This is a genomic window from Streptomyces sp. NPDC085596, assembly GCF_044541565.1.
Classification (GTDB): domain Bacteria; phylum Actinomycetota; class Actinomycetes; order Streptomycetales; family Streptomycetaceae; genus Streptomyces.
The window spans coordinates 150,638-176,115 of the sequence record NZ_JBITTC010000010.1; the positions used below are offsets into that span (position 1 = coordinate 150,638).

The following is a 25,478-nucleotide window of genomic DNA, read 5'->3' on the forward strand; positions in this document are numbered from 1 at the left end:
CGGCGGCGGCCGGCACACCACCGGCTCCGCCGCGGCCGCAGGAGTGGCCTGTGGCGCCCTTCGCGGGCCCCTTCCAGCCCCGGCCCCCCGCTCACTGGCCGGGGCCGCCCCAGGGCCAGGGCGGCGGAGCCCCGTTCATGCTGGCCTCGCACGCCGACCGGGAGCGGGCCGTGGACGTGCTGCGCGCCGGGTTCGCCGAAGGGCGGCTGGAGAAGGACGAGTTCGACCGCCGGGTGGGCCGGGTCTACGCGGCCCGTACGGTCGGCGAGCTGGCGCTGGTGGTGGCCGACCTCCCGCAGGGGCCCGCGCCGTATCCGGCGCCCGTGACGCCCGTACCGCAGGTGTTTCTGCCCACACCGCGGCCGGCGGCGAACGGCAAGGCGGTCGGGTCCGCGGTGTGCGGGCTGCTGTGCCTGCTGACCGCGGGACTCACCGGAATCCCGGCGGTGGTGCTCGGGCACACCGCGCGCGCGGAGATCCGCCGCACCGGCGAGGACGGGGACGGACTGGCTCTGACCGGCCTTGTTATGGGCTGGCTGTCCGTCGGCGGCTGGGCCCTGTTCTGGCTGCTGCTGATCGCGGTGGGCGTGCTGGACCGATGACGGGAGCGTGGCGCGGTGTGTGCGCTACGTGAAATCGAAGATCGTTGGCGGCGTTGGGACTTGACATGACCTGTCCGTCGCGGGTGGCCGCCTGGCATTTGTTTTGACCGAAGTCCGTGCGATAGGTACGCTCAGACCTTGTGCCTGGGGTGTGCCCTGGTTCCCGCGTGTGCTTTTCACCGCACGGCGAGCTGACAACGGCCACCGAAATCTGCGTCCTTCCCTTTGCGGCGGGAGTCCGCGGGTTCGACACACCCGACCGCGTGGGTCGGGGGCGTTCCAGGTTAGCTTCACCATTCGGCACACAGAAACCGGAGAAGTAGTGCCTACGATCCAGCAGCTGGTCCGGAAGGGCCGGCAGGACAAGGTCGAGAAGAACAAGACGCCCGCACTCGAGGGTTCGCCCCAGCGTCGTGGCGTCTGCACGCGTGTGTTCACGACCACCCCGAAGAAGCCGAACTCGGCCCTGCGTAAGGTCGCGCGTGTGCGTCTGACCAGTGGGATCGAAGTCACCGCTTACATTCCGGGTGAGGGACACAACCTGCAGGAGCACTCCATCGTGCTCGTGCGCGGCGGCCGTGTGAAGGACCTGCCGGGTGTTCGCTACAAGATCATCCGCGGCTCGCTCGACACCCAGGGTGTCAAGAACCGCAAGCAGGCCCGCAGCCGCTACGGCGCCAAGAAGGAGAAGTAAGAATGCCTCGTAAGGGCCCCGCCCCGAAGCGCCCGGTCATCATCGACCCGGTCTACGGTTCTCCTCTGGTGACCTCCCTCATCAACAAGGTGCTGCTGAACGGCAAGCGCTCCACCGCCGAGCGCATCGTCTACGGCGCCATGGAGGGTCTGCGTGAGAAGACCGGCAACGACCCGGTCATCACGCTGAAGCGCGCGCTGGAGAACATCAAGCCGACCCTCGAGGTCAAGTCCCGCCGCGTCGGCGGTGCGACGTACCAGGTGCCGATCGAGGTCAAGCCCGGTCGCGCCAGCACGCTCGCGCTGCGCTGGCTCGTCGGTTACTCCCGCGCCCGTCGCGAGAAGACGATGACCGAGCGTCTGCTCAACGAGCTTCTCGACGCTTCGAACGGCCTCGGTGCGGCCGTCAAGAAGCGCGAGGACACGCACAAGATGGCCGAGTCCAACAAGGCCTTCGCGCACTACCGCTGGTAGTCGCTACCCACATCGAGACCGAGAGAAGACTGAAGCCTTATGGCTACCACTTCACTTGACCTGGCCAAGGTCCGCAACATCGGGATCATGGCCCACATCGACGCGGGCAAGACGACCACCACCGAGCGGATCCTCTTCTACACCGGCGTCAGCTACAAGATCGGTGAGGTCCACGACGGCGCTGCCACCATGGACTGGATGGAGCAGGAGCAGGAGCGTGGCATCACGATCACGTCTGCTGCCACCACCTGTCACTGGCCGCTTGAGGGCGACGACTACACCATCAACATCATCGACACCCCCGGGCACGTCGACTTCACGGTCGAGGTGGAGCGTTCGCTCCGCGTCCTCGACGGTGCCGTCACGGTGTTCGACGGTGTCGCCGGTGTCGAGCCGCAGTCCGAGACGGTGTGGCGTCAGGCCGACCGTTACGGCGTGCCGCGCATCTGCTTCGTGAACAAGCTGGACCGTACCGGCGCCGAGTTCCACCGCTGCGTGGACATGATCAAGGACCGCCTCGGCGCTGTCCCGATCATCATGCAGCTCCCGATCGGTGCCGAGATGGACTTCCAGGGCGTTGTGGACCTCGTCCGCATGAAGGCGCTCGTGTGGTCCGCCGAGGCGGCCAAGGGCGAGATGTACGACGTTGTCGACATCCCGGCCACGCACGTCGAGGCTGCCGAGGAGTACCGCGGCAAGCTGGTCGAGACCGTCGCGGAGCACGACGACGAGATCATGGAGCTGTTCCTGGAGGGCCAGGAGCCCACCGAGGAGCAGCTCTACGCCGCGATCCGTCGCATCACCATCGCGTCCGGCAAGTCCGATGGCGTCACGGTCACCCCGGTGTTCTGTGGCACCGCGTTCAAGAACAAGGGCGTTCAGCCCCTGCTCGACGCGGTCGTGCGCTACCTGCCGACCCCGCTCGACGTCGAGGCCATCGAGGGCCACGACGTCAAGGACCCCGAGGTCGTCGTCAAGCGCAAGCCGTCCGAGGACGAGCCGCTGTCGGCGCTGGCGTTCAAGATCATGAGCGACCCGCACCTCGGCAAGCTCACCTTCGTCCGGGTCTACTCGGGCCGCCTGGAGTCCGGCACCTCGGTGCTGAACTCCGTCAAGGGCAAGAAGGAGCGCATCGGCAAGATCTACCGCATGCACGCGAACAAGCGTGAGGAGATCGAGTCGGTGGGCGCCGGTGACATCGTCGCCGTCATGGGCCTGAAGCAGACCACCACCGGTGAGACGCTGTCCGACGACAAGAACCCGGTCATCCTGGAGTCCATGGACTTCCCGGCGCCGGTGATCCAGGTCGCCATCGAGCCCAAGTCCAAGGGTGACCAGGAGAAGCTGGGTGTTGCCATCCAGCGTCTCGCGGAGGAGGACCCCTCCTTCCAGGTTCACTCGGACGAGGAGACCGGCCAGACCATCATCGGTGGTATGGGCGAGCTGCACCTCGAGGTGCTGGTCGACCGTATGCGCCGTGAGTTCAAGGTCGAGGCGAACGTCGGCAAGCCGCAGGTCGCGTACCGCGAGACGATCCGCAAGGCCGTCGAGCGACTCGACTACACGCACAAGAAGCAGACCGGTGGTACCGGTCAGTTCGCCAAGGTGCAGATCGCGATCGAGCCGATCGAGGGCGGCGACGCCTCGTACGAGTTCGTGAACAAGGTCACCGGTGGCCGCATCCCGAAGGAGTACATCCCTTCGGTGGACGCCGGTGCGCAGGAGGCCATGCAGTTCGGCATCCTGGCCGGCTACGAGATGACGGGCGTCCGCGTCATTCTTCTCGACGGTGGCTACCACGAGGTCGACTCCTCCGAGCTGGCCTTCAAGATCGCCGGTTCGCAGGCCTTCAAGGAGGCCGCGCGCAAGGCTTCCCCCGTGCTCCTCGAGCCGATGATGGCCGTTGAGGTCACCACGCCCGAGGACTACATGGGCGAGGTCATCGGCGACATCAACTCCCGCCGTGGCCAGATCCAGGCCATGGAGGAGCGGATGGGCGCTCGCATCGTGAAGGGCCTCGTGCCCCTCTCGGAGATGTTCGGCTACGTCGGCGACCTCCGCAGCAAGACCTCGGGTCGCGCAAGCTACTCGATGCAGTTCGACTCCTACGCCGAGGTTCCCCGGAACGTCGCCGAGGAGATCATCGCGAAGGCCAAGGGCGAGTAACGCACCCCGTTCGCACGCTTTAGGCTTGACACCGACCGCCAGGGTCGGACCACGCGGAAAGACCCTGGCGGGCGGCATCCCAGCAAAGATCACCTGGCGCCGATGAGTAAGGCGTACCAGAACCACTCCACAGGAGGACCCAGTGGCGAAGGCGAAGTTCGAGCGGACTAAGCCGCACGTCAACATCGGCACCATCGGTCACATCGACCACGGTAAGACGACCCTCACGGCCGCCATTACCAAGGTGCTGCACGACGCGTACCCGGACCTGAACGAGGCCTCGGCCTTCGACCAGATCGACAAGGCTCCCGAGGAGCGCCAGCGCGGTATCACGATCTCGATCGCGCACGTCGAGTACCAGACCGAGACGCGTCACTACGCCCACGTCGACTGCCCCGGTCACGCGGACTACATCAAGAACATGATCACGGGTGCGGCGCAGATGGACGGCGCCATCCTCGTGGTCGCCGCCACCGACGGCCCGATGCCGCAGACCAAGGAGCACGTGCTCCTGGCCCGCCAGGTCGGCGTTCCCTACATCGTCGTCGCCCTGAACAAGGCCGACATGGTGGACGACGAGGAGATCCTGGAGCTCGTCGAGCTCGAGGTCCGTGAGCTCCTCTCCGAGTACGAGTTCCCGGGCGACGACCTGCCGGTCGTCAAGGTCTCGGCGCTCAAGGCGCTCGAGGGCGACAAGGAGTGGGGCCAGACCGTCCTCGACCTGATGAAGGCCGTCGACGAGAGCATCCCGCAGCCCGAGCGTGACGTCGACAAGCCGTTCCTGATGCCGATCGAGGACGTCTTCACGATCACCGGTCGTGGCACCGTCGTCACCGGTCGTATCGAGCGTGGTGTCCTCAAGGTCAACGAGACCGTCGACATCGTGGGCATCAAGCAGGACAAGACCACCACCACGGTCACCGGCATCGAGATGTTCCGCAAGCTGCTCGACGAGGGCCAGGCCGGTGAGAACGTCGGTCTGCTGCTCCGCGGCATCAAGCGCGAGGACGTCGAGCGCGGCCAGGTCATCATCAAGCCCGGTTCGGTCACCCCGCACACCGAGTTCGAGGCCCAGGCCTACATCCTGTCCAAGGACGAGGGTGGCCGCCACACGCCGTTCTTCAACAACTACCGCCCGCAGTTCTACTTCCGTACCACGGACGTGACCGGCGTCGTGACCCTCCCCGAGGGCACCGAGATGGTCATGCCGGGCGACAACACTGAGATGACCGTTTCGCTCATCCAGCCCGTCGCGATGGAAGAGGGCCTGAAGTTCGCCATCCGCGAGGGTGGCCGCACGGTGGGCGCCGGCCAGGTCACCAAGATCGTCAAGTAAGCATTCGCTTGCCTGAGGGTCACTGACTGACCCAGAGAGGCCCGCACGACTCAGGTCGTGCGGGCCTCTCTGCTGTTGCCGGCATCGTGCCATGCCTGGCTGCCCCACAGGGCGTTGGGCGGGCGCGCGGGGCGTTTCCCGGCCGCTTCCCCTGCCTTCGGCGGGAGTTGATGAGGACCCATAGTGCGGGGGGAGTTTGACCTGCGTCACTATCGGGGTAATCTACTCGGCTCGATTGGCCAGGGGGGTAGGCCATATGGCAGACTGTCGGAGTTGCTCGGTCGAGCGTTGATGCTGCGCGCCTCCCGCCGGGAGGACCGGAAGCGAGTCCCACAGTACTCGTCAACCCCCTGCGGGTTGGACGTACGGGAATCTTCCGGGAAGCGTGAGCGCAATACCGACCAGGCACCCGGTGGGCCTTCCGCCCCCGGCCCGCGGTTCCGGCAGGGCCGTGTGCATTCCCTGGAGGGATGTTCCAGTGATGGGCATCCGCGTCAGCGGCAGTGCGACACGCCCGACCGCGTGGGTCGGAGAGAAGGCAGTGTGAAACCGCCGGGTTCCAGAGCGTGAGAAGAAGACAGGACTACTGAGTAGCCATGGCGGGACAGAAGATCCGCATCCGGCTCAAGGCCTACGACCACGAGGTCATCGACTCCTCGGCGAAGAAGATCGTCGAGACGGTGACCCGCACTGGTGCGTCGGTCGCGGGCCCGGTGCCGCTGCCCACTGAGAAGAACGTGTACTGCGTCATCAAGTCGCCGCACAAGTACAAGGACTCGCGCGAGCACTTCGAGATGCGCACGCACAAGCGCCTGATCGACATCCTCGACCCGACTCCGAAGACCGTTGACTCCCTGATGCGACTCGACCTCCCGGCCGGTGTCGACATCGAGATCAAGCTCTAAGGGTCGGTGATCTGAGAATGGCTAAGCAGATCAAGGGCATCCTGGGCGAGAAGCTCGGCATGACGCAGGTGTGGGACGAGAACAACCGTGTTGTTCCGGTCACCGTCGTCAAGGCCGGTCCGAACGTCGTGACCCAGGTCCGCACGAACGACGTCGACGGCTACGAGTCGGTCCAGATCGCCTTCGGCGAGATCGACCCGCGCAAGGTGAACAAGCCCCTCAAGGGCCACTTCGCCAAGGCCGACGTAACTCCGCGCCGCCACCTGGTGGAGCTCCGTACCTCCGACGCCAGCGAGTACACGCTGGGTCAGGAGATCACTGCCGAGGTCTTCGAGTCGGGCGTCAAGGTTGACGTCACCGCGAAGAGCAAGGGCAAGGGCTTCGCCGGTGTCATGAAGCGCCACAACTTCAAGGGTGGCAAGGCGTCCCACGGTGCCCACCGTGTGCACCGCATGCCCGGTTCCATCGGTGGCTGTGCCACCCCCGGCCGTGTCTTCAAGGGCATGCGCATGGCGGGTCGCATGGGCAACGAGCGGGTCACCACCCAGAACCTGACCGTTCACGCCGTTGACGCGGAGAAGGGCCTGCTCCTCATCAAGGGCGCGGTTCCTGGTCCGAACGGCGGCCTCGTCCTGGTCCGCACCGCGGCCAAGGGGGCCTGAGGACTATGAGCACCATTGACATTCAGTCGCCCTCCGGCGACAACGCCGGGACCGTAGAGCTCCCGGCCGAGATCTTCGACGTGGAGAAGATCAGCGTTCCGCTGCTTCACCAGGTCGTCGTCGCGCAGCTGGCCGCCGCCCGTCAGGGCACGCACAAGGTCAAGCGTCGTGGCGAGGTCCGCGGTGGCGGTAGGAAGCCCTACCGTCAGAAGGGCACCGGCCGCGCGCGCCAGGGTTCGACCCGTGCGCCGCAGTTCGCCGGCGGTGGCGTCGTCCACGGCCCCACGCCGCGTGACTACTCGCAGCGGACCCCGAAGAAGATGAAGGCCGCGGCCCTGCGCCACGCCCTCACCGACCGGGCCCGCAACGCTCGTATCCACGTCATCACCAACGTGGTCGAGGGCGAGACCCCCTCCACCAAGGCCGCCAAGAGCTTCCTCGGCAAGGTCAGCGAGCGCAAGAACGTGCTCCTGGTCATCGAGCGCTCCGACGAGGCCGCGCTGCTTTCCGCGCGCAACCTGCCCCAGGTCCACATCCTGGAGCCGGGCCAGCTGAACACGTACGACGTTCTCGTCTCGGACGACGTGGTCTTCACCCAGGCCGCTTTCGAGTCCTTCGTGTCCGGCCCGAAGGCCAATGACACCGAAGGGAGCGAGGCCTGATGGCTACGCGCCACCCGAGCATCGCCTCGAAGGCCGCCAAGGCCGCCAAGGTCGCGCGCGTCGCCAAGGCGAAGCGTCACGCGACCGAGGGCAAGAACACCGTCGAGACCCCGCTGAGCAAGTCCTTCACGGACCCCCGTGACGTGCTGCTCAAGCCGGTCGTCTCGGAGAAGAGCTACGCGCTCCTCGACGAGGGCAAGTACACGTTCATCGTCGCCCCGAACGCCAACAAGACCCAGATCAAGCAGGCCGTCCAGGCGGTCTTCGACGTCAAGGTCACCGGGGTCAACACGATCAACCGCCAGGGCAAGCGCAAGCGCACGAAGACCGGTTTCGGTCAGCGTGCCGGCAGCAAGCGCGCGATCGTGACCCTCGCTGAGGGCGACCGTATCGACATCTTCGGCGGTCCGACCGCCTGACGGCGGTCTGGATCGTCCGATATCGGACGAGGACTGAGAAATGGGAATCCGCAAGTACAAGCCGACTACGCCGGGCCGTCGTGGCGCCAGCGTCGCCGACTTCGTCGAGGTCACGCGGTCCACGCCGGAGAAGTCGCTGGTCCGCCCTCTGCACAGCAAGGGCGGCCGTAACAACGCCGGTCGTGTGACCGTTCGCCACCAGGGTGGCGGACACAAGCGCGCCTACCGAGTGATCGACTTCCGTCGTCACGACAAGGACGGCGTGCCGGCGAAGGTCGCGCACATCGAGTACGACCCCAACCGCACCGCGCGCATCGCGCTGCTGCACTACGCGGACGGCGAGAAGCGCTACATCCTCGCCCCGCGCAACCTGCAGCAGGGTGACCGCGTCGAGAACGGTCCGGGCGCTGACATCAAGCCGGGCAACAACCTGGCGCTCCGCAACATCCCGGTCGGTACCACGATCCACGCGATCGAGCTCCGTCCCGGTGGCGGTGCCAAGTTCGCTCGTTCCGCCGGTGCCTCCGTGCAGCTGCTCGCGAAGGAGGGCTCCATGGCCCACCTGCGCATGCCGTCCGGTGAGATCCGTCTTGTCGACGCGCGCTGCCGCGCCACCGTCGGTGAGGTCGGCAACGCCGAGCAGAGCAACATCAACTGGGGTAAGGCCGGCCGTAAGCGGTGGCTGGGCGTTCGCCCGACCGTCCGTGGTGTGGTCATGAACCCGGTCGACCACCCGCACGGTGGTGGTGAGGGCCGGACTTCCGGTGGTCGCCACCCTGTGTCCCCGTGGGGCAAGAAGGAAGGCCGTACTCGTTCGCCCAAGAAGGCGTCGAACAAGTACATCGTCCGCCGCCGCAAGACGAACAAGAAGCGTTAAGGACGGGTTGAGATGCCTCGTAGCTTGAAGAAGGGGCCCTTCGTCGACGACCACCTGATCAAGAAGGTGGACGTCCAGAACGAATCGGGCACCAAGAACGTCATCAAGACCTGGTCCCGTCGCTCGATGATCGTCCCGGCGATGCTGGGCCACACGATCGCGGTGCACAACGGCAAGACCCACATCCCGGTGTTCGTCACCGAGGCGATGGTCGGCCACAAGCTCGGCGAGTTCTCGCCGACTCGCACCTTCCGCGGCCACGTCAAGGACGACCGGAAGTCGAAGCGCCGCTAACAGCGGATCGCATTCAGACACGTAAGTAACTGAAGGGACAACCATGGAAGCCAGGGCCCAGGCGCGGTACATCCGCGTCACGCCCATGAAGGCCCGCCGCGTGGTGGACCTCATCCGTGGCATGCACGCCACGGAGGCCCAGGCCGTCCTGCGATTCGCTCCGCAGGCCGCCTCCGTGCCGGTCGGCAAGGTGCTCGACAGCGCCATCGCCAACGCCGCGCACAACTACGACCACACCGACGCCGACAGCCTCTACATCTCCGAGGCGTACGTCGACGAGGGCCCGACCCTGAAGCGGTTCCGGCCGCGCGCCCAGGGCCGTGCCTACCGGATCCGCAAGCGGACCAGCCACATCACCGTGGTCGTCAGCAGCAAGGAAGGAACCCGGTAATGGGCCAGAAGGTAAACCCGCACGGGTTCCGGCTCGGTGTCACGACCGACTTCAAGTCGCGTTGGTACGCCGACAAGCTGTACAAGGACTACGTCAAGGAAGACGTGGCCATCCGTCGCATGCTGACGCAGGGCATGGAGCGCGCGGGTATCTCCAAGGTGGAGATCGAGCGCACCCGTGACCGTGTCCGCGTGGACATCCACACCGCGCGTCCGGGCATCGTCATCGGCCGCCGCGGTGCGGAGGCCGACAAGATCCGCGGTCAGCTGGAGAAGCTGACGGGCAAGCAGGTCCAGCTGAACATCCTCGAGGTCAAGAACCCCGAGACGGATGCCCAGCTGGTTGCTCAGGCCGTCGCCGAGCAGCTGTCCTCGCGTGTCTCCTTCCGACGCGCCATGCGTAAGAGCATGCAGTCGTCGATGAAGGCCGGCGCCAAGGGCATCAAGATCCAGTGCGGTGGCCGCCTCGGCGGCGCCGAGATGTCCCGCTCGGAGTTCTACCGCGAGGGCCGTGTGCCCCTGCACACGCTCCGCGCGAACGTGGACTACGGCTTCTTCGAGGCCAAGACGACCTTCGGCCGCATCGGTGTGAAGGTCTGGATCTACAAGGGCGATGTCAAGAACATCGCCGAGGTCCGCGCCGAGAACGCTGCGGCCCGTGCGGGTAACCGCCCGGCCCGTGGTGGCGCCGACCGCCCGGCCCGTGGTGGCCGCGGTGGCGAGCGTGGCGGGCGTGGTCGTAAGCCGCAGCAGGCTGCCGGCGCCGAGGCCCCCAAGGCCGAGGCTCCCGCCGCCGCCGCTCCGGCTGAGAGCACCGGAACGGAGGCCTGACCGAAATGCTGATCCCCCGTAGGGTCAAGCACCGCAAGCAGCACCACCCCAAGCGCAGCGGCATGGCCAAGGGCGGCACGCAGGTTGCGTTCGGCGAGTACGGCATCCAGGCGCTGACCCCGGCGTATGTGACGAACCGTCAGATCGAAGCGGCTCGTATCGCCATGACCCGCCACATCAAGCGTGGCGGCAAGGTCTGGATCAACATTTACCCGGACCGTCCCCTCACCAAGAAGCCTGCCGAGACCCGCATGGGTTCCGGTAAGGGTTCCCCGGAGTGGTGGATCGCCAACGTCAAGCCCGGACGCGTGATGTTCGAGCTGTCGTATCCCAACGAGAAGATTGCGCGTGAGGCCCTCACTCGTGCGGCTCACAAGCTGCCGATGAAGTGCCGGATCGTCAAGCGCGAGGCAGGTGAAGCGTGATGTCGGCCGGTACTAAGGCGTCCGAGCTGCGCGAGCTGGGCAACGAAGAGCTTCTTGCGAAGCTCCGCGAGGCCAAGGAAGAGCTGTTCAATCTCCGCTTCCAGGCGGCGACAGGGCAGCTCGAGAACCACGGCCGTCTGAAGGCGGTCCGCAAGGACATCGCGCGGATCTACACCCTGATGCGCGAGCGTGAGCTGGGCATCGAGACGGTGGAGAACGCCTGATGAGCGAGAAGAACGTGACTGAGAACGCAGAGGCCCGCGGCTTCCGCAAGACCCGTGAGGGTCTCGTCGTCAGCGACAAGATGGACAAGACTGTCGTCGTCGCTGTCGAGGACCGTGTGAAGCACGCGCTGTACGGCAAGGTCATCCGCCGTACGAACAAGCTCAAGGCGCACGACGAGCAGAACGCCGCCGGTGTCGGCGACCGTGTCCTCCTCGCGGAGACCCGGCCGCTGTCCTCGACGAAGCGCTGGCGCATCGTCGAGATCCTCGAGAAGGCCAAGTAATTCCCGTAAGGGAGTTCCTTTAGCAAGGTATTCCTGCGGGGAAAACTCGCAGGTCAGTTCCGCCAGGCTCGGTCGGGGTCCGTAACAGGGCCCCGGCCGGGAACCGGCAGACAATCAGGAGATAGACGTGATCCAGCAGGAGTCGCGGCTGCGTGTCGCCGACAACACTGGTGCGAAGGAGATCCTTTGCATCCGTGTGCTCGGTGGCTCCGGTCGCCGCTACGCGGGCATCGGTGACGTCATCGTCGCCACCGTCAAGGACGCGATCCCCGGCGGTAACGTGAAGAAGGGTGACGTCATCAAGGCGGTCATCGTTCGTACCGTCAAGGAGCGCCGTCGTCCCGACGGCTCGTACATCCGCTTCGACGAGAACGCCGCTGTCATTCTCAAGAACGACGGCGACCCTCGCGGCACCCGTATCTTCGGCCCTGTCGGCCGTGAGCTGCGCGAGAAGAAGTTCATGAAGATCATCTCGCTCGCGCCGGAGGTGCTGTAAGCATGAAGATCAAGAAGGGCGACCTGGTTCAGGTCATCACCGGTAAGGACAAGGGCAAGCAGGGCAAGGTCATTGCCGCTTTCCCGCGCGACGAGCGTGTCCTGGTCGAGGGTGTCAACCGGGTCAAGAAGCACACCAAGGCCGGCCCGACCGCCAGCGGTTCGCAGGCGGGCGGCATCGTCACGACCGAGGCGCCTATCCACGTCTCCAACGTCCAGCTGGTCGTTGAGAAGGATGGCAACAAGGTCGTCACGCGTGTCGGCTTCCGCTTCGACGACGAAGGCAACAAGATCCGCGTTGCCAAGCGGACGGGTGAGGACATCTGATGGCTACCACCACCACTCCGCGTCTGAAGACGAAGTACCGCGAGGAGATCGCGGGCAAGCTGCGTGACGAGTTCAAGTACGAGAACGTCATGCAGATCCCCGGCCTCGTCAAGATCGTGGTCAACATGGGTGTGGGCGACGCCGCCCGCGACTCCAAGCTGATCGATGGCGCCATTCGCGACCTCACCACGATCACCGGTCAGAAGCCGGCCGTCACCAAGGCCCGCAAGTCCATCGCGCAGTTCAAGCTGCGCGAGGGTCAGCCGATCGGTGCCCACGTCACGCTCCGTGGCGACCGCATGTGGGAGTTCCTCGACCGCACCCTGTCGCTCGCGCTTCCGCGCATCCGCGACTTCCGCGGCCTGTCCCCCAAGCAGTTCGACGGCCGTGGCAACTACACCTTCGGTCTCACGGAGCAGGTCATGTTCCACGAGATCGACCAGGACAAGATCGACCGCGTCCGGGGTATGGACATCACCGTGGTCACCACGGCGACCAACGACGCTGAGGGCCGCGCGCTCCTTCGTCACCTCGGCTTCCCGTTCAAGGAGGCGTGAGCGAGATGGCGAAGAAGGCTCTTATCGCTAAGGCTGCTCGCAAGCCCAAGTTCGGCGTGCGAGGCTACACGCGCTGCCAGCGCTGCGGCCGTCCGCACTCCGTGTACCGCAAGTTCGGCCTCTGCCGCGTGTGCCTTCGTGAGATGGCTCACCGTGGCGAGCTGCCGGGCGTGACCAAGAGCTCCTGGTAATCCCCCTAAACAGGGATTCCCGAAGCTCTCGGTAAGCAACTGGGTCGACAGGGGCCCGCCCCTCCATGCCGTAGGCTGGTGGGGTTGGGCGCCTGTCGTGCCCGTACGACTTACTACGCCGTAGGTCCACCGCGCCGCACCCGCCCCGTCTCGGATCGGGGAGAGGGATGGCGCACCAGGAAACCCCGGCGAGAGAGGCCGAAGGCCAATTCATGACCATGACTGATCCGATCGCAGACATGCTTACGCGTCTGCGTAACGCGAACTCGGCATACCACGACTCCGTGACGATGCCGGCGTCGAAGATCAAGTCTCACATCGCGGAGATCCTCCAGCAGGAGGGCTTCATCACCGGCTGGAAGACCGAGGACGCCGAGGTTGGCAAGAACCTCGTCCTCGAGCTGAAGTTCGGCCCGAACCGTGAGCGCTCCATCGCGGGCATCAAGCGGATCTCGAAGCCCGGTCTCCGGGTTTACGCGAAGTCCACCAACCTGCCGAAGGTGCTCGGCGGCCTGGGCGTGGCGATCATCTCCACGTCCCACGGTCTCCTCACCGACAAGCAGGCCGGCAAGAAGGGCGTAGGCGGAGAAGTTCTCGCCTACGTCTGGTAACGGAAGGGAACGGAGGAAACAGCTATGTCGCGTATTGGCAAGCTCCCCATCACGGTTCCCGCCGGCGTGGACGTCACCATCGACGGCCGTACGGTTTCGGTCAAGGGCCCCAAGGGCTCGCTGACCCACACCGTTGTGGCGCCGATCGACATCGCCAAGGGTGAGGACGGCGTTCTGAACGTCACCCGCCCCAACGACGAGCGTCAGAACAAGGCCCTGCACGGCCTGTCCCGCACGCTGGTGGCGAACATGATCACCGGCGTGACCCAGGGTTACGTGAAGAAGCTCGAGATCAGCGGTGTCGGTTACCGCGTTGCGGCCAAGGGTTCGAACCTCGAGTTCGCGCTCGGCTACAGCCACTCGATCACCGTCGAGGCGCCCGAGGGCATCACCTTCAAGGTCGAGACCCCGACCCGCTTCCAGGTCGAGGGCATCGACAAGCAGAAGGTCGGCGAGGTTGCGGCGAACATCCGCAAGCTGCGCAAGCCTGACCCGTACAAGGCCAAGGGCGTCAAGTACGAGGGCGAAGTTATCCGCCGCAAGGTCGGAAAGGCGGGTAAGTAAGCCATGGCATACGGACAGAAGATCCTCAAGGGCGACGCCTACAAGCGCGCCGCGATCAAGCGCCGCCACATCCGGATCCGCAAGCACATCTCGGGTACGGCTGAGCGTCCGCGTCTCGTTGTGACGCGCTCCAACCGCCACATCGTGGCCCAGGTCATCGACGACATCAAGGGTCACACCCTGGCGTCGGCGTCGACCCTGGACGCCTCGATCCGCGGTGGCGAGAGCGACAAGTCGGCGCAGGCCAAGTCGGTCGGCGCTCTTGTCGCCGAGCGCGCCAAGGCTGCCGGTGTCGAGGCTGTCGTATTCGACCGTGGTGGCAACCAGTACGCCGGGCGCATCGCCGCCCTGGCGGACGCCGCCCGCGAAGCCGGACTCAAGTTCTGAGTCCCCGTCGCGCAGCGACTGATGTCACTGCGTAGCTAGCGGAAATCGAAGAGAGGTAATTCCAATGGCTGGACCCCAGCGCCGCGGTGGCGGTGCCGGTGGCGGCGAGCGGCGGGACCGGAAGGGCCGTGACGGCGGCGCAGCTGCCGCCGAGAAGACCGCGTACGTTGAGCGCGTTGTCGCGATCAACCGCGTCGCCAAGGTTGTGAAGGGTGGTCGTCGCTTCAGCTTCACCGCGCTGGTCGTGGTGGGCGATGGTGACGGCACCGTCGGTGTCGGTTACGGCAAGGCCAAGGAGGTGCCGGCCGCCATCGCCAAGGGTGTTGAGGAGGCCAAGAAGCACTTCTTCAAGGTCCCCCGTATCCAGGGCACCATCCCGCACCCGATCACGGGTGAGAAGGCTGCCGGCGTCGTGCTGCTCAAGCCCGCGTCCCCCGGTACCGGCGTTATCGCCGGTGGCCCGGTGCGCGCCGTGCTCGAGTGCGCCGGTATCCACGACATCCTGTCGAAGTCGCTCGGCTCGTCCAACGCGATCAACATCGTGCACGCGACCGTGGCGGCCCTCAAGGGCCTGCAGCGTCCCGAGGAGGTCGCGGCCCGCCGTGGCCTGCCCCTCGAGGACGTCGCTCCCGCGGCTCTGCTTCGTGCGCGTGCCGGGGCTGGTGCGTAATGGCGCAGCTCAAGATCACGCAGGTCAAGTCGTACATCGGCAGCAAGCAGAACCACCGTGACACCCTGCGTTCCCTTGGTCTCAAGGGCATCAACACGCAGGTCGTCAAGGAGGACCGCCCCGAGTTCCGCGGCATGGTGCACACCGTCCGCCACCTCGTGACGGTTGAGGAGGTCTGATCATGGCGGAGAACAACCCGCTCAAGATCCACAACCTCCGTCCCGCCCCGGGCGCCAAGACCGCCAAGACCCGTGTCGGTCGTGGTGAGGCGTCGAAGGGTAAGACGGCTGGACGTGGTACCAAGGGCACCAAGGCCCGTTACCAGGTTCCGCAGCGCTTCGAGGGTGGCCAGATGCCCCTCCACATGCGCCTGCCGAAGCTCAAGGGCTTCAAGAACCCGTTCAAGACCGAGTTCCAGGTCGTGAACCTCGACAAGCTGGCCGCGCTCTACCCCGAGGGTGGCGAGGTCACCGTCGAGGGTCTGGTGGCCAAGGGTGCCGTTCGCAAGAACAGCCTCGTCAAGGTCCTGGGCCAGGGCGAGATCTCCGTGGCGCTGCAGGTGACGGTCGACGCCGTCTCCGGCTCCGCCAAGGAGAAGATCGCCGCTGCCGGCGGTACGGTCACCGAGCTGGTCTGAGTCCCTCAGGTCTCTCGATGACATAGACGATCCCGACCGGGGATACCCCACAATGGGGTATCCCCGGTTGGTCGTTCCTAGGGGGGCGGTGTCGCCGGTAAGGTGGCCAGCGCTGTTCCCTTTCACTTATTCGTCGAACCTCTAGACCGTCACCCTTGACGCAGTTGCGCGGGGGTCGCAGGAGGCACCGTGCTCACCGCGTTCGCCCGGGCGTTCAGGACGCCCGACCTGCGCAAGAAGCTGCTCTTCACGCTGGGCGTCATCGTGGTCTACCGGGTCGGTACCCACGTCCCGATCCCCGGCGTCAACTACAAGGCCGTCCAGACCTGTGTGACCGAGGCTTCCGGCAACCAGGGCCTGTTCGGACTGGTCAACATGTTCAGTGGCGGAGCTCTGCTCCAGATCACGATCTTCGCCCTCGGCATCATGCCGTACATCACGGCGAGCATCATTCTTCAGCTGCTGACCGTGGTGATCCCGCGTCTGGAGGCCCTCAAGAAGGAGGGGCAGTCCGGCACCGCGAAGATCACGCAGTACACCCGCTATCTGACCGTGGCGCTCGCCATCCTGCAGGGGACCGGCCTGGTGGCCACCGCCCGCAGCGGCGCCCTGTTCAGCGGCTGCACGGTCGCCGGGAACATCGTCCCGGACCAGGCGATCTTCACTACCATCACCATGGTCATCTGCATGACCGCCGGTACGGCGCTGGTGATGTGGCTCGGTGAGCTGATCACCGACCGCGGTATCGGCAACGGCATGTCGATCCTGATGTTCATCTCGATCGCCGCGACCTTCCCGTCCGCGCTGTGGGCCATCAAGAAGCAGGGCACCCTGGCCGGCGGCTGGATCGAGTTCGGCACCGTCATCCTGGTCGGCCTGGTCATGGTCGCGCTCGTGGTCTTCGTGGAGCAGGCCCAGCGCCGCATCCCGGTGCAGTACGCGAAGCGCATGATCGGCCGCCGTTCCTACGGGGGTACGTCGACGTACATCCCGCTGAAGGTCAACCAGGCCGGTGTGATCCCGGTCATCTTCGCCTCGTCGCTGCTCTACATCCCGGCTCTGATCGCGCAGTTCGCGGGCGGGGACTCGAGCTGGAAGCGCTGGATCACGGCGAACCTGACCAAGGGCGACCACCCGATCTACATCTCGATGTACTTCCTTCTCATCGTGTTCTTCGCGTTCTTCTACGTGGCGATCTCCTTCAACCCCGAGGAAGTCGCCGACAACATGAAGAAGTATGGTGGCTTCATTCCGGGCATCCGGGCAGGCCGGCCGACCGCTGAGTACCTGAGTTACGTACTCAACCGGATCACCTGGCCGGGCTCGCTGTATCTGGGTCTGATCGCTCTGGTACCGACGATGGCGTTGGTGGGCTTCGGGGCAAGTCAGAACTTCCCCTTCGGCGGGACCAGCATCCTGATCATCGTGGGTGTCGGCCTCGAGACGGTGAAGCAGATCGAGAGCCAGCTCCAGCAGCGCAATTACGAAGGGTTCCTCCGCTGATGCGTATCGTCCTCGTCGGGCCGCCGGGTGCCGGTAAGGGAACGCAAGCCGTCCGCCTCGCCGAGAAGCTGGGTGTCCCGCACATCTCCACGGGCGACCTGTTCCGGGCCAACATCAGCCGGCAGACGGAGCTGGGCAAGCTGGCCAAGTCCTACATGGACGCGGGCAACCTCGTTCCGGACGAGGTCACCATCGCCATGGCCAAGGACCGCATGGAGCAGCCGGACGCCGAGAACGGCTTCCTGCTCGACGGCTTCCCGCGCAACGTCTCCCAGGCCCAGGCGCTGGACGAATTGCTTCAGAGCGAGGGCATCAAGCTGGACGCCGTCCTGGACCTGGAGGTCCCGGAGGAAGAGGTCGTCAAGCGGATCGCCGGCCGGCGCATCTGCCGCAAGGACTCCTCGCACGTCTTCCACGTGACGTACAGCAAGCCGGAGCAGGACGGCGTGTGCGACAAGTGCGGCGGCGAGCTGTACCAGCGTGACGACGACTCCGAGGACACCGTCCGCAAGCGGCTCGAGGTCTACCACACACAGACCGAGCCGATCATCGACTACTACAAGGCGCAGGGGCTCGTCGTGACGATCTCCTCGCTGGGCCCGGTGGACGAGATCACCAAGCGGGCGCTGGAGGCTCTCAAGCGCGAGAAGGCCGGCAGCGAGTAAGACCCCCCGGTCCTCACGGCCGCGGTGCCCGCCCAGGGCGCCGCGGCCGTAGTGTTGTGCAGGTAACCCAGTCGGTGACGAGTGACGGAGAGCGCAGGCCCCCCATGGTGCAGATCAAGACCCCCGAGCAGATCGCGAAGATGCGGGCGGCGGGGCTGGTCGTCGCCGCGATCCACGCGGCCACCCGAGAGGCGGCGGTGCCCGGCGCGACCACCAAGGACCTGGACGACGTGGCGCGCAAGGTGCTCGACGAGCACGGCGCGAAGTCGAACTTCCTCGGGTACGGCGGTTTCCCCGCGACCATCTGCACGTCGGTCAACGACGTGGTGGTGCACGGCATCCCCTCCGAGGACGTCGTCCTCAGTGACGGCGACATCATCTCCATCGACTGCGGCGCGATCGTGGACGGCTGGCACGGTGACGCGGCCTACACCGCCTTCGTCGGCTCCGGCCACGCCCCGGAGCTCATCGAGCTGTCCCGCGTGACCGAGGAGTCGATGTGGGCGGGGATCGCCGCGATGAAGCTGGGCAACCGGCTGGTCGACATCTCCCGCGCGATCGAGACCTACATCCGCCGCCAGCCGAAGCCCGGCGGCGGCAAGTACGGCATCGTCGAGGACTACGGCGGCCACGGCATCGGCACCGAGATGCACATGGACCCGCATCTGCTGAACTACGTCGAGCGCCGCCGCGGCAAGGGCCCCAAGCTGGTCCCCGGCCTCTGCCTCGCCATCGAGCCCATGGTCTCCCTCGGCACCCCCCGCACGAAGGTCCTCGAGGACGACTGGACGGTCATCACGACGGACGGCACCTGGTCCTCCCACTGGGAACACTCGGTCGCCCTCACCGAGCAGGGCCCCTTGGTCCTGACATCGCCGGACGGCGGCCGGGCGAAGCTGGCGGAGTACGGCGTCACGGTCGCTCCTGATCCGCTTGCATAAGGATCAGTGGTATGGGGCAGACTTTCTCGATTCGTGTTTCCGGGTGCGCTGACGTAGACTGACTCGTCGGCTCTCGTGCACCCGCATGTCCGCGTGCGCCCGTAAGGGAAAGCGTGAGAGTCGATCAAGGTAGTCGATTCGAAGGGCAAAGCGTGGCCAAGAAGCAAGGTGCCATCGAGATCGAGGGCACTGTCGTCGAGTCTCTGCCGAACGCCATGTTCAAGGTCGAGCTCCAGAACGGCCACCAGGTCCTGGCACACATCAGCGGCAAGATGCGTATGCACTACATCCGTATCCTCCCTGATGACCGGGTCGTGGTGGAGCTGTCTCCGTACGACCTCACGCGTGGCCGGATCGTCTACCGGTACAAGTAGATCTTGCCCGCATCCCGGTTCACGCCGGGGTGATGGCACTGACCCGGAGAACCTCACCCCATGAAGGTCAAGCCGAGCGTCAAGAAGATCTGCGACAAGTGCAGGGTGATCCGCCGTCACGGCCGGGTCATGGTCATCTGCGACAACCCGCGCCACAAGCAGCGCCAGGGCTGACGCACGGCCGAACCCTCTGCACTCCTCGCAGAGTCTTCGCGCGACGCAAGCTGAATTTGTTCATACGCAGAGCCCGAGCCAACCAGCTCGACACCCTCGGTCGGAGGCCGAGGACCCGGTTCGTACCTCGTACGGCGGCCGGGACCAGGTTCTGTGGAAGACCTCCGAAGAATCACCAGGAGCCATTGAATGGCACGCGTTTCCGGTGTTGACATCCCGCGCGAAAAGCGCGTGGAGGTTGCCCTCACCTACGTGTTCGGCATTGGCCGGACCCTGTCTCAGGAGACGCTGGCTGCGACCGGCGTCGACCCGAACACCCGCGTTCGTGACCTGACCGAAGAGCAGCTGGTCGCGATCCGCGAGTTCGTCGACAGCAACATCAAGACCGAGGGTGACCTCCGTCGCGAGATCCAGGCCGACATCCGCCGCAAGGTCGAGATCGGCTGCTACCAGGGCCTCCGCCACCGTCGCGGTCTGCCCGTCCGCGGTCAGCGCACCAGCACCAACGCTCGTACCCGCAAGGGCCCGCGTCGCGCCATCGCCGGCAAGAAGAAGCCGGGCAAGAAGTAGTCCGAAGCGGACGACTGTCCACGGTCTTCGCTGAAGGACCGACCACCTCCCGTAGGAGTAATAGATGCCCCCCAAGGGTCGTCAGGGCGCTGCCAAGAAGGTGCGCCGCAAGGAAAAGAAGAACGTCGCTCACGGCCACGCGCACATCAAGAGCACGTTCAACAACACGATCGTCTCGATCACGGACCCGTCCGGCAACGTGATCTCCTGGGCCTCCGCCGGCCACGTCGGCTTCAAGGGTTCCCGGAAGTCGACGCCGTTCGCCGCGCAGATGGCCGCCGAGTCGGCTGCCCGCCGCGCTCAGGAGCACGGCATGCGCAAGGTCGACGTGTTCGTCAAGGGCCCGGGCTCCGGTCGTGAGACCGCGATCCGCTCCCTGCAGGCCACGGGCCTCGAGGTCGGCTCCATCCAGGACGTCACCCCGACCCCGCACAACGGCTGCCGCCCGCCGAAGCGCCGCCGCGTCTGACGCAGGCCGCTTCACAGGCTGTGGTTCCGGGCGGTACGGCTCTTTCGGGCCGTGCCGCCCGTACCCTTGCAGTACTGCTCGGGCGTCAAATAGCGGGCGCCCCTGACTGAAGGATTCACACCATGCTGATCGCTCAGCGTCCCTCGTTGACCGAAGAGGTCGTCGACGAGTTCCGCTCCCGGTTCGTGATCGAGCCGCTGGAGCCGGGCTTCGGCTACACCCTCGGCAACTCCCTGCGCCGTACCCTCCTGTCGTCGATCCCCGGCGCTGCTGTCACCAGCATCCGCGTCGACGGCGTCCTGCACGAGTTCACCACCGTGCCGGGCGTCAAGGAAGACGTCACGGACATGATCCTCAACATCAAGCAGCTGGTCGTCTCCTCGGAGCACGACGAGCCGGTCGTGATGTACCTGCGCAAGCAGGGTCCGGGTCTGGTCACCGCCGCTGACATCGCGCCCCCGGCCGGTGTCGAGGTGCACAACCCCGACCTGGTCCTCGCCACGCTCAACGGCAAGGGCAAGCTGGAGATGGAGCTGACCGTCGAGCGCGGTCGCGGCTACGTCTCCGCCGTGCAGAACAAGCAGGTGGGCCAGGAGATCGGCCGTATTCCGGTCGACTCCATCTACAGCCCGGTGCTGAAGGTGACGTACAAGGTCGAGGCCACGCGTGTCGAGCAGCGCACCGACTTCGACAAGCTGATCGTCGACGTCGAGACCAAGCAGGCGATGCGTCCCCGTGACGCCATGGCCTCCGCCGGTAAGACGCTGGTCGAGCTGTTCGGTCTCGCTCGCGAGCTGAACATCGACGCCGAGGGCATCGACATGGGTCCGTCCCCGACGGACGCCGCGCTCGCCGCTGATCTGGCGCTTCCGATCGAGGAGCTCGAGCTCACCGTTCGGTCGTACAACTGCCTCAAGCGTGAGGGCATCCACTCCGTGGGTGAGCTCGTCGCCCGCTCCGAGGCCGACCTGCTCGACATTCGTAACTTCGGTGCGAAGTCGATCGACGAGGTCAAGGCGAAGCTGGCCGGCATGGGCCTGGCGCTCAAGGACAGCCCGCCCGGATTCGACCCGACCGCCGCCGCCGACGCCTTCGGCGCCGACGACGACGCGGACGCCGGGTTCGTCGAGACCGAGCAGTACTAAGAGCTCGGACCTTCTGGTCCGTACTCGGGTGCGGGGGCGCTGTGCTTGATCGCGCAGTTCCCCGCGCCCCCTCCGAGCAGGCCCTGCGGGGCGCTGCCCGGATCTCCGACAGACAACCGTCTGCTCGGATACTGACTTCGGTACCTGACACGGCCGGGGCAGACACTTAGGAGAAACACCATGCCGAAGCCCGCCAAGGGTGCCCGTCTGGGCGGCAGCGCCGCGCACGAGAAGCTCCTCCTCGCGAACCTCGCGAAGAGCCTCTTCGAGCACGGCCGCATCACCACCACCGAGGCGAAGGCGCGCCGTCTGCGCCCGTACGCCGAGCGTCTGGTCACCAAGGCGAAGAAGGGCGACCTTCACAACCGCCGTCAGGTGCTCCAGGTGATCACGGACAAGGGCATCGTTCACACGCTCTTCACCGAGATCGGCCCGCGCTACGAGAACCGCCCCGGTGGTTACACCCGCATCACCAAGATCGGTAACCGTCGTGGCGACAACGCGCCCATGGCTGTCATCGAGCTGGTCGAGGCGCTGACCGTCGCGCAGCAGGCCACCGGTGAGGCCGAGGCCGCCACCAAGCGTGCGGTCAAGGAGTCCGACGAGGCGAAGGTCGAGCAGACCGAGGCCACCGAGGCTCCGGCCGAGGAGTCGAAGGACGCCTGAGGCTCTGCCTGACGCCTGAGAGCGGGCCCGCCCTTCACGGGGCGGGCCCGCTCTCACGTTTTTCCCAGCATGGCGCCCTGAGAGGATTTCTCCGTGAGTGACGAAGCACAGCCCGGCCATGTCCGTATCCGCCTCGACCTGTCCTACGACGGCAGCGACTTCCACGGGTGGGCCAAGCAGGCCGGCGGGAGGCGGACCGTGCAGGGCGAGATCGAGGACGCCCTGCGCACGGTGACCCGGTCGAAGGAGACGTACGAGCTGACGGTCGCCGGGCGGACGGACGCCGGCGTGCACGCGCGCGGCCAGGTCGCCCATGTCGACCTGCCGGAGACGGTGTGGGCCGAGCACCGGGAGAAGCTGCTGAAGCGGCTCGCCGGCCGGCTGTCGAAGGACGTACGGGTCTGGTCCCTGACCGAGGCCCCGCCCGGCTTCAACGCCCGTTTCTCCGCCATCTGGCGGCGCTACGCCTACCGCGTCACCGACAACGCCGGCGGCGTCGACCCGCTGCTGCGCGGCCATGTGCTGTGGCACGACTGGCCGCTGGACGTGGACGCGATGAACGAGGCGGCCCGCGCCCTGCTGGGCGAGCACGACTTCGCGGCGTACTGCAAGAAGCGCGAGGGCGCCACCACCATCCGTACCCTCCAGGAGCTGAGCCTGGTGCGCGGGGCGGACGGGGTGATCACGGCGACGGTGCGCGCGGACGCCTTCTGCCACAACATGGTGCGCTCGCTGATCGGCGCGCTGCTGTTCGTCGGTGACGGGCACCGGGGGCCCGAGTGGCCGGGGAAGGTGCTCGGCGCCGGGGTGCGGGACTCCGCCGTGCATGTGGTGCGGCCGCACGGGCTGACGCTGGAGGAGGTCGGCTACCCCGCCGACGAGCTGCTGGCCGCGCGGAACAAGGAGGCGCGGAACCGGCGCTCGCTGCCGTCGGCGGGGTGCTGCTGAGCCGAGGGGGCGCGGGCCGCTACTGGCCCGCGGCCGCCGACGCCTGCGCTTCCCCGCGTCGCCGGATCTGGCGGAAGGAGAACTCGGCCAGGTCGTTGCCGGCGGCGAAGACCTTGGTGTCCTTGGTCGTCACGTCCTTGCCGTTGGTGAACCCGGCGATGGTGAAGTAGGCGTAACGGCCGAGGGTGTTGGTGGTGGAGCGGCAGATCGCGGAGTCGCAGAACGACTTGACGCCCTTGCCGGGCAGCGCGGCGACGATGCTCTTCTTGTCCGCCCGGTCCTTGAACCGCTGGGCGTCGGTGTCGTTGTCGAAGACCGCGACGCCGACCGTGACGGCCACGCCGTCCTTGACGTAGCTGACCCGCATCAGCCGGGTGCAGTCGCCGGCGGCGAGCGCCTTGGGCAGGGTGCCGCCCGCGCCGGACGCGCAGTTCTTGCTGTCGCTGGTGGCGCCCTTCTTGTACACCGTCTCGCCCATGGTGAGCTGGGTCCCGGGGAACAGGGTCTCGGGGCTCAGCGGAGCGGTGTCCTTGTTGGCGCTGGCTATGAAGTCCTTGGGGTCAAGCGGCGGTGGCGCGCTGGTCGGCGCGAAGGACGGTGCCGTGGTCGCCGTGCCGCCCGGCAGGGAGGCGGTGGCGGGCAGGCCGGAGGGACCGCCGGCCCGGTTGTCGCCGCCGGCGTTCACCACGGCCATGGCGACGGCGGTGCCGACCGCGCCCGTGGCGAGCACGCCGCCCGCGATGAGCAGCACCTTGCGGCGCTTCTTGCGGTTCTCCGAGGCGTCCGCGAGCGCGGCCCAGTCCGGGGTGCCGTCGTCGCCGCCGTTCTTCCACGGCTGCTCAGATTGAGGTGTCCAAGGGTCCCACTGAGACTGGGGACCCCCCTGCCCATAACTCATGGGGCGCATCTTAGAGGGGGCCGGAGGGTCCCTGTACGCCCGAGGTGAGGCGGCCGTAAGGCGATAGGGGGACCTTCGGCGCACGGGGGAACATCTCGGCCGGGCGGGATTCCCGGCAAGCTCGTTTTGACCCGTCCGGGACGGGCCGGTAGGCTGGCTCCTCGTTGTGTATTGGCTTGCTCATTCTCACGGGACGGGCCCTTACACCGGTCCACCGGGCCGATGACCAGCGATCTGCACGCGGTTGCGTCACCGCAGTGCGATCGAGGCTGTCGTGATCGTTTCGGTGACCTGTTCAGGACCATTCACTCGAAGCGAAGGCTACGAACCGTGCGTACGTACAGCCCCAAGCCCGGCGATGTGACGCGCCAGTGGTACGTCATCGACGCTCAGGACATCGTCCTGGGTCGTCTCGCCACCACCGCCGCGACCCTTCTCCGGGGCAAGCACAAGCCGATCTATGCGCCGCATGTCGACACCGGTGACTTCGTCATCGTCGTCAACGCCGACAAGGTGCACCTGTCCGGCAACAAGCGGACCCAGAAGATGGCCTACCGCCACTCCGGCTACCCCGGTGGTCTGCGCTCGGTCCGTTACGACGAGCTGCTCGACAAGAACCCCGAGAAGGCCGTCGAGAAGGCCATCAAGGGCATGCTCCCCAAGAACTCCCTTGGCCGTCAGATGCTCTCGAAGCTGAAGGTCTACAAGGGTGACCAGCACCCGCACGCTGCCCAGCAGCCGGTGCCGTTCGAGATCACCCAGGTCGCGCAGTAGTTCCGGCCACCCTTTAAGACTGAAGAGAATCTGAGGAGAATCGTGGCCGAGACCACCCCCGAGCAGCCGGTCGAAGAGACTGAGCTCGTCGACATCGAGAGCTACACCACCGAGACCGAGCTCCCCGTCGAGGGCGAGTACACGTCGGAGTCCCTCGCGTCCCAGTTCGGTGAGCCGCAGCCGGCCGCCGGCCTGGGCCGTCGCAAGAACGCCATCGCCCGCGTCCGGATCGTTCCGGGCACCGGCAAGTGGAAGATCAACGGTCGCACCCTCGAGGACTACTTCCCGAACAAGGTGCACCAGCAGGAAGTCAACGAGCCCTTCAAGGTGCTCGAGCTGGACGACCGCTACGACGTCGTCGCCCGCATCGCGGGTGGCGGTGTCTCCGGTCAGGCCGGTGCGCTCCGTCTGGGTGTCGCCCGTGCGCTGAACGAGGCGGACGTCGACAACAACCGCGGCGCCCTGAAGAAGGCCGGCTTCCTCAAGCGCGACGACCGTGCGGTCGAGCGCAAGAAGGCCGGTCTGAAGAAGGCCCGTAAGGCCCCGCAGTACAGCAAGCGCTAAACAGCGGCGCTTCGCGCGTACTCCGAACGCCCCGGCGGCACGCCCTGTGTGCCGCCGGGGCGTTCGTTTATCTCCGCCAAGGGCGTATAACGACACAAGACGCT

The 25,478-nt window shown here is 66.3% G+C and carries 39 protein-coding genes; 38 read left to right on the top strand and 1 reads right to left on the bottom strand.

The features are described 5' to 3' along the window. The first annotated feature begins 137 nt into the window (after nt 1–137). The 36 genes from ACIGA3_RS26285 to truA all read left to right on the top strand — a co-directional run bounded on the left by ACIGA3_RS26285 (nt 138) and on the right by truA (nt 23,138). Nucleotides 138–602, top strand: coding sequence for a DUF1707 and DUF4190 domain-containing protein (locus ACIGA3_RS26285; protein ID WP_399720510.1), 465 nt, complete (start codon nt 138–140; stop codon nt 600–602). Nucleotides 603–924: 322 nt separating this feature from the next. Continuing rightward, a complete protein-coding gene (gene rpsL / locus ACIGA3_RS26290; RefSeq protein WP_003948652.1) occupies nt 925–1,296 on the top strand; it encodes a 30S ribosomal protein S12 in 372 nt (123 codons plus the stop codon). Nucleotides 1,297–1,298: 2 nt separating this feature from the next. Continuing rightward, nucleotides 1,299–1,769 (top strand): 30S ribosomal protein S7, encoded by a 471-nt coding sequence (gene rpsG / locus ACIGA3_RS26295; protein ID WP_081218873.1) that lies wholly within the window; start codon nt 1,299–1,301, stop codon nt 1,767–1,769. A gap of 39 nt (nt 1,770–1,808) precedes the next feature. Continuing rightward, nucleotides 1,809–3,935 (top strand): elongation factor G, encoded by a 2,127-nt coding sequence (gene fusA, locus ACIGA3_RS26300; RefSeq protein ID WP_399720231.1) that lies wholly within the window; start codon nt 1,809–1,811, stop codon nt 3,933–3,935. Between the two features lie 142 nt (nt 3,936–4,077). After that, entirely contained in the window at nt 4,078–5,271 is a 1,194-nt protein-coding gene (gene tuf / locus ACIGA3_RS26305) for an elongation factor Tu (protein ID WP_399720233.1), read from the top strand. Nucleotides 5,272–5,867: 596 nt separating this feature from the next. Then, nucleotides 5,868–6,176, top strand: coding sequence for a 30S ribosomal protein S10 (gene rpsJ / locus ACIGA3_RS26310; RefSeq protein WP_003948644.1), 309 nt, complete (start codon nt 5,868–5,870; stop codon nt 6,174–6,176). Nucleotides 6,177–6,193: 17 nt separating this feature from the next. After that, nucleotides 6,194–6,838: a 50S ribosomal protein L3 gene (gene rplC, locus ACIGA3_RS26315; RefSeq protein WP_018543906.1), complete on the top strand. Its 645-nt coding sequence runs from the start codon at nt 6,194–6,196 to the stop codon at nt 6,836–6,838. Between the two features lie 5 nt (nt 6,839–6,843). After that, the gene (rplD, locus tag ACIGA3_RS26320) at nt 6,844–7,500 is read left to right on the top strand and encodes a 50S ribosomal protein L4 (protein WP_399720236.1); all 657 of its coding nucleotides are present in this window, start codon (nt 6,844–6,846) and stop codon (nt 7,498–7,500) included. Beyond that, nucleotides 7,500–7,919, top strand: a complete 420-nt coding sequence (gene rplW / locus ACIGA3_RS26325) for a 50S ribosomal protein L23 (RefSeq protein WP_399720239.1) — start codon at nt 7,500–7,502, stop codon at nt 7,917–7,919. The genes rplD and rplW overlap by 1 nt, the downstream gene beginning before the upstream one ends. 40 nt (nt 7,920–7,959) lie before the next feature. After that, entirely contained in the window at nt 7,960–8,796 is an 837-nt protein-coding gene (gene rplB / locus ACIGA3_RS26330; protein WP_388996889.1) for a 50S ribosomal protein L2, read from the top strand. 12 nt (nt 8,797–8,808) lie between these two features. Further along, nucleotides 8,809–9,090, top strand: coding sequence for a 30S ribosomal protein S19 (rpsS, locus tag ACIGA3_RS26335; RefSeq protein WP_388996886.1), 282 nt, complete (start codon nt 8,809–8,811; stop codon nt 9,088–9,090). A gap of 43 nt (nt 9,091–9,133) precedes the next feature. Further along, on the top strand, nt 9,134–9,481 hold the full coding sequence (rplV, locus tag ACIGA3_RS26340; RefSeq protein ID WP_399720242.1) for a 50S ribosomal protein L22: 348 nt from the start codon (nt 9,134–9,136) through the stop codon (nt 9,479–9,481). Further along, nucleotides 9,481–10,311, top strand: coding sequence for a 30S ribosomal protein S3 (gene rpsC, locus ACIGA3_RS26345; protein WP_388996883.1), 831 nt, complete (start codon nt 9,481–9,483; stop codon nt 10,309–10,311). The genes rplV and rpsC overlap by 1 nt, the downstream gene beginning before the upstream one ends. 5 nt (nt 10,312–10,316) lie before the next feature. Then, nucleotides 10,317–10,736: a 50S ribosomal protein L16 gene (rplP, locus tag ACIGA3_RS26350; RefSeq protein WP_030811678.1), complete on the top strand. Its 420-nt coding sequence runs from the start codon at nt 10,317–10,319 to the stop codon at nt 10,734–10,736. Continuing rightward, nucleotides 10,736–10,960: a 50S ribosomal protein L29 gene (gene rpmC, locus ACIGA3_RS26355; protein ID WP_007494763.1), complete on the top strand. Its 225-nt coding sequence runs from the start codon at nt 10,736–10,738 to the stop codon at nt 10,958–10,960. The genes rplP and rpmC overlap by 1 nt, the downstream gene beginning before the upstream one ends. Continuing rightward, nucleotides 10,960–11,244, top strand: coding sequence for a 30S ribosomal protein S17 (rpsQ, locus tag ACIGA3_RS26360; RefSeq protein ID WP_030811683.1), 285 nt, complete (start codon nt 10,960–10,962; stop codon nt 11,242–11,244). The genes rpmC and rpsQ overlap by 1 nt, the downstream gene beginning before the upstream one ends. A gap of 127 nt (nt 11,245–11,371) precedes the next feature. Then, complete coding sequence (gene rplN / locus ACIGA3_RS26365) at nt 11,372–11,740, top strand: 50S ribosomal protein L14 (RefSeq protein WP_003992364.1); 369 nt, start codon at nt 11,372–11,374, stop codon at nt 11,738–11,740. 2 nt (nt 11,741–11,742) lie between these two features. Next, nucleotides 11,743–12,066 (top strand): 50S ribosomal protein L24, encoded by a 324-nt coding sequence (gene rplX, locus ACIGA3_RS26370; RefSeq protein WP_399720248.1) that lies wholly within the window; start codon nt 11,743–11,745, stop codon nt 12,064–12,066. Then, the gene (gene rplE, locus ACIGA3_RS26375) at nt 12,066–12,623 is read left to right on the top strand and encodes a 50S ribosomal protein L5 (protein ID WP_030930495.1); all 558 of its coding nucleotides are present in this window, start codon (nt 12,066–12,068) and stop codon (nt 12,621–12,623) included. The genes rplX and rplE overlap by 1 nt, the downstream gene beginning before the upstream one ends. Nucleotides 12,624–12,628: 5 nt before the next feature. After that, nucleotides 12,629–12,814, top strand: a complete 186-nt coding sequence (locus ACIGA3_RS26380; protein ID WP_003948630.1) for a type Z 30S ribosomal protein S14 — start codon at nt 12,629–12,631, stop codon at nt 12,812–12,814. A 212-nt stretch (nt 12,815–13,026) separates the two neighbouring features. Beyond that, nucleotides 13,027–13,425, top strand: coding sequence for a 30S ribosomal protein S8 (gene rpsH / locus ACIGA3_RS26385; protein ID WP_026248232.1), 399 nt, complete (start codon nt 13,027–13,029; stop codon nt 13,423–13,425). A gap of 24 nt (nt 13,426–13,449) precedes the next feature. Further along, nucleotides 13,450–13,989, top strand: coding sequence for a 50S ribosomal protein L6 (gene rplF, locus ACIGA3_RS26390; protein WP_399720252.1), 540 nt, complete (start codon nt 13,450–13,452; stop codon nt 13,987–13,989). A gap of 3 nt (nt 13,990–13,992) precedes the next feature. Beyond that, entirely contained in the window at nt 13,993–14,376 is a 384-nt protein-coding gene (gene rplR, locus ACIGA3_RS26395) for a 50S ribosomal protein L18 (RefSeq protein WP_018543917.1), read from the top strand. Between the two features lie 64 nt (nt 14,377–14,440). Further along, a complete protein-coding gene (gene rpsE, locus ACIGA3_RS26400; protein ID WP_399720255.1) occupies nt 14,441–15,046 on the top strand; it encodes a 30S ribosomal protein S5 in 606 nt (201 codons plus the stop codon). After that, complete coding sequence (gene rpmD / locus ACIGA3_RS26405) at nt 15,046–15,225, top strand: 50S ribosomal protein L30 (protein WP_052580766.1); 180 nt, start codon at nt 15,046–15,048, stop codon at nt 15,223–15,225. The genes rpsE and rpmD overlap by 1 nt, the downstream gene beginning before the upstream one ends. 2 nt (nt 15,226–15,227) lie before the next feature. Next, nucleotides 15,228–15,683, top strand: coding sequence for a 50S ribosomal protein L15 (gene rplO / locus ACIGA3_RS26410; RefSeq protein WP_399720256.1), 456 nt, complete (start codon nt 15,228–15,230; stop codon nt 15,681–15,683). Nucleotides 15,684–15,872: 189 nt separating this feature from the next. Beyond that, nucleotides 15,873–17,186, top strand: coding sequence for a preprotein translocase subunit SecY (gene secY / locus ACIGA3_RS26415; RefSeq protein WP_399720258.1), 1,314 nt, complete (start codon nt 15,873–15,875; stop codon nt 17,184–17,186). Further along, a complete protein-coding gene (locus tag ACIGA3_RS26420) occupies nt 17,186–17,851 on the top strand; it encodes an adenylate kinase (RefSeq protein WP_399720260.1) in 666 nt (221 codons plus the stop codon). The genes secY and ACIGA3_RS26420 overlap by 1 nt, the downstream gene beginning before the upstream one ends. 104 nt (nt 17,852–17,955) lie before the next feature. Next, entirely contained in the window at nt 17,956–18,792 is an 837-nt protein-coding gene (gene map / locus ACIGA3_RS26425) for a type I methionyl aminopeptidase (RefSeq protein WP_399720263.1), read from the top strand. 152 nt (nt 18,793–18,944) lie between these two features. Then, entirely contained in the window at nt 18,945–19,166 is a 222-nt protein-coding gene (infA, locus tag ACIGA3_RS26430) for a translation initiation factor IF-1 (protein ID WP_003948620.1), read from the top strand. Nucleotides 19,167–19,226: 60 nt separating this feature from the next. Continuing rightward, entirely contained in the window at nt 19,227–19,340 is a 114-nt protein-coding gene (gene rpmJ, locus ACIGA3_RS26435; protein WP_003974245.1) for a 50S ribosomal protein L36, read from the top strand. 189 nt (nt 19,341–19,529) lie between these two features. Then, nucleotides 19,530–19,910 carry a 30S ribosomal protein S13 gene (rpsM, locus tag ACIGA3_RS26440; protein ID WP_388996860.1) on the top strand — a complete coding sequence of 127 codons (381 nt, stop codon included), beginning with the start codon at nt 19,530–19,532 and terminating at the stop codon, nt 19,908–19,910. Between the two features lie 64 nt (nt 19,911–19,974). Further along, nucleotides 19,975–20,379 (top strand): 30S ribosomal protein S11, encoded by a 405-nt coding sequence (gene rpsK, locus ACIGA3_RS26445; protein WP_003956432.1) that lies wholly within the window; start codon nt 19,975–19,977, stop codon nt 20,377–20,379. A gap of 122 nt (nt 20,380–20,501) precedes the next feature. Further along, entirely contained in the window at nt 20,502–21,524 is a 1,023-nt protein-coding gene (locus ACIGA3_RS26450; protein WP_161182732.1) for a DNA-directed RNA polymerase subunit alpha, read from the top strand. 180 nt (nt 21,525–21,704) lie between these two features. Then, a complete protein-coding gene (gene rplQ / locus ACIGA3_RS26455; RefSeq protein ID WP_399720268.1) occupies nt 21,705–22,190 on the top strand; it encodes a 50S ribosomal protein L17 in 486 nt (161 codons plus the stop codon). A gap of 93 nt (nt 22,191–22,283) precedes the next feature. Further along, nucleotides 22,284–23,138 (top strand): tRNA pseudouridine(38-40) synthase TruA, encoded by an 855-nt coding sequence (truA, locus tag ACIGA3_RS26460; RefSeq protein WP_399720271.1) that lies wholly within the window; start codon nt 22,284–22,286, stop codon nt 23,136–23,138. A gap of 19 nt (nt 23,139–23,157) precedes the next feature. On the opposite strand, the gene ACIGA3_RS26465 is transcribed toward truA, so the two are convergent. After that, nucleotides 23,158–24,036 carry a hypothetical protein gene (locus ACIGA3_RS26465; protein WP_399720274.1) on the bottom strand — a complete coding sequence of 293 codons (879 nt, stop codon included), beginning with the start codon at nt 24,034–24,036 and terminating at the stop codon, nt 23,158–23,160. Nucleotides 24,037–24,366: 330 nt separating this feature from the next. Between ACIGA3_RS26465 and rplM the strand changes: the two genes are divergently transcribed. Together rplM and rpsI are read left to right on the top strand one after the other, a co-directional pair. Beyond that, complete coding sequence (gene rplM, locus ACIGA3_RS26470) at nt 24,367–24,810, top strand: 50S ribosomal protein L13 (RefSeq protein ID WP_399720277.1); 444 nt, start codon at nt 24,367–24,369, stop codon at nt 24,808–24,810. Between the two features lie 42 nt (nt 24,811–24,852). Then, a complete protein-coding gene (rpsI, locus tag ACIGA3_RS26475; RefSeq protein WP_399720279.1) occupies nt 24,853–25,374 on the top strand; it encodes a 30S ribosomal protein S9 in 522 nt (173 codons plus the stop codon). Nucleotides 25,375–25,478: the final 104 nt, after the last annotated feature.

Excerpts from the sequence above, each read along its gene's own strand:
- rplE (WP_030930495.1), top strand. The coding sequence starts at position 12,066 with ATGGCTACCACCACCACTCCGCGTCTGAAGACGAAGTACCGCGAGGAG.
- ACIGA3_RS26380 (WP_003948630.1), top strand. The coding sequence starts at position 12,629 with ATGGCGAAGAAGGCTCTTATCGCTAAGGCTGCTCGCAAGCCCAAGTTC.
- rplC (WP_018543906.1), top strand. The coding sequence starts at position 6,194 with ATGGCTAAGCAGATCAAGGGCATCCTGGGCGAGAAGCTCGGCATGACG.
- rplR (WP_018543917.1), top strand. The coding sequence starts at position 13,993 with ATGGCATACGGACAGAAGATCCTCAAGGGCGACGCCTACAAGCGCGCC.
- ACIGA3_RS26450 (WP_161182732.1), top strand. The coding sequence starts at position 20,502 with ATGCTGATCGCTCAGCGTCCCTCGTTGACCGAAGAGGTCGTCGACGAG.
- rpsE (WP_399720255.1), top strand. The coding sequence starts at position 14,441 with ATGGCTGGACCCCAGCGCCGCGGTGGCGGTGCCGGTGGCGGCGAGCGG.
- ACIGA3_RS26420 (WP_399720260.1), top strand. The coding sequence starts at position 17,186 with ATGCGTATCGTCCTCGTCGGGCCGCCGGGTGCCGGTAAGGGAACGCAA.
- rplW (WP_399720239.1), top strand. The coding sequence starts at position 7,500 with ATGGCTACGCGCCACCCGAGCATCGCCTCGAAGGCCGCCAAGGCCGCC.
- rpsG (WP_081218873.1), top strand. The coding sequence starts at position 1,299 with ATGCCTCGTAAGGGCCCCGCCCCGAAGCGCCCGGTCATCATCGACCCG.
- rpsH (WP_026248232.1), top strand. The coding sequence starts at position 13,027 with ATGACCATGACTGATCCGATCGCAGACATGCTTACGCGTCTGCGTAAC.
- rplQ (WP_399720268.1), top strand. The coding sequence starts at position 21,705 with ATGCCGAAGCCCGCCAAGGGTGCCCGTCTGGGCGGCAGCGCCGCGCAC.
- rpsS (WP_388996886.1), top strand. The coding sequence starts at position 8,809 with ATGCCTCGTAGCTTGAAGAAGGGGCCCTTCGTCGACGACCACCTGATC.
- rplO (WP_399720256.1), top strand. The coding sequence starts at position 15,228 with ATGGCGGAGAACAACCCGCTCAAGATCCACAACCTCCGTCCCGCCCCG.
- rplF (WP_399720252.1), top strand. The coding sequence starts at position 13,450 with ATGTCGCGTATTGGCAAGCTCCCCATCACGGTTCCCGCCGGCGTGGAC.
- rpmJ (WP_003974245.1), top strand. The coding sequence starts at position 19,227 with ATGAAGGTCAAGCCGAGCGTCAAGAAGATCTGCGACAAGTGCAGGGTG.
- rplX (WP_399720248.1), top strand. The coding sequence starts at position 11,743 with ATGAAGATCAAGAAGGGCGACCTGGTTCAGGTCATCACCGGTAAGGAC.
- rpsK (WP_003956432.1), top strand. The coding sequence starts at position 19,975 with ATGCCCCCCAAGGGTCGTCAGGGCGCTGCCAAGAAGGTGCGCCGCAAG.
- rpmC (WP_007494763.1), top strand. The coding sequence starts at position 10,736 with ATGTCGGCCGGTACTAAGGCGTCCGAGCTGCGCGAGCTGGGCAACGAA.
- rpmD (WP_052580766.1), top strand. The coding sequence starts at position 15,046 with ATGGCGCAGCTCAAGATCACGCAGGTCAAGTCGTACATCGGCAGCAAG.
- ACIGA3_RS26285 (WP_399720510.1), top strand. The coding sequence starts at position 138 with ATGCTGGCCTCGCACGCCGACCGGGAGCGGGCCGTGGACGTGCTGCGC.
- rplP (WP_030811678.1), top strand. The coding sequence starts at position 10,317 with ATGCTGATCCCCCGTAGGGTCAAGCACCGCAAGCAGCACCACCCCAAG.
- map (WP_399720263.1), top strand. The coding sequence starts at position 17,956 with ATGGTGCAGATCAAGACCCCCGAGCAGATCGCGAAGATGCGGGCGGCG.
- rpsJ (WP_003948644.1), top strand. The coding sequence starts at position 5,868 with ATGGCGGGACAGAAGATCCGCATCCGGCTCAAGGCCTACGACCACGAG.
- rpsQ (WP_030811683.1), top strand. The coding sequence starts at position 10,960 with ATGAGCGAGAAGAACGTGACTGAGAACGCAGAGGCCCGCGGCTTCCGC.
- rplV (WP_399720242.1), top strand. The coding sequence starts at position 9,134 with ATGGAAGCCAGGGCCCAGGCGCGGTACATCCGCGTCACGCCCATGAAG.
- rplD (WP_399720236.1), top strand. The coding sequence starts at position 6,844 with ATGAGCACCATTGACATTCAGTCGCCCTCCGGCGACAACGCCGGGACC.
- rpsM (WP_388996860.1), top strand. The coding sequence starts at position 19,530 with ATGGCACGCGTTTCCGGTGTTGACATCCCGCGCGAAAAGCGCGTGGAG.
- fusA (WP_399720231.1), top strand. The coding sequence starts at position 1,809 with ATGGCTACCACTTCACTTGACCTGGCCAAGGTCCGCAACATCGGGATC.
- rplB (WP_388996889.1), top strand. The coding sequence starts at position 7,960 with ATGGGAATCCGCAAGTACAAGCCGACTACGCCGGGCCGTCGTGGCGCC.
- rpsC (WP_388996883.1), top strand. The coding sequence starts at position 9,481 with ATGGGCCAGAAGGTAAACCCGCACGGGTTCCGGCTCGGTGTCACGACC.
- ACIGA3_RS26465 (WP_399720274.1), bottom strand. The coding sequence starts at position 24,036 with ATGAGTTATGGGCAGGGGGGTCCCCAGTCTCAGTGGGACCCTTGGACA.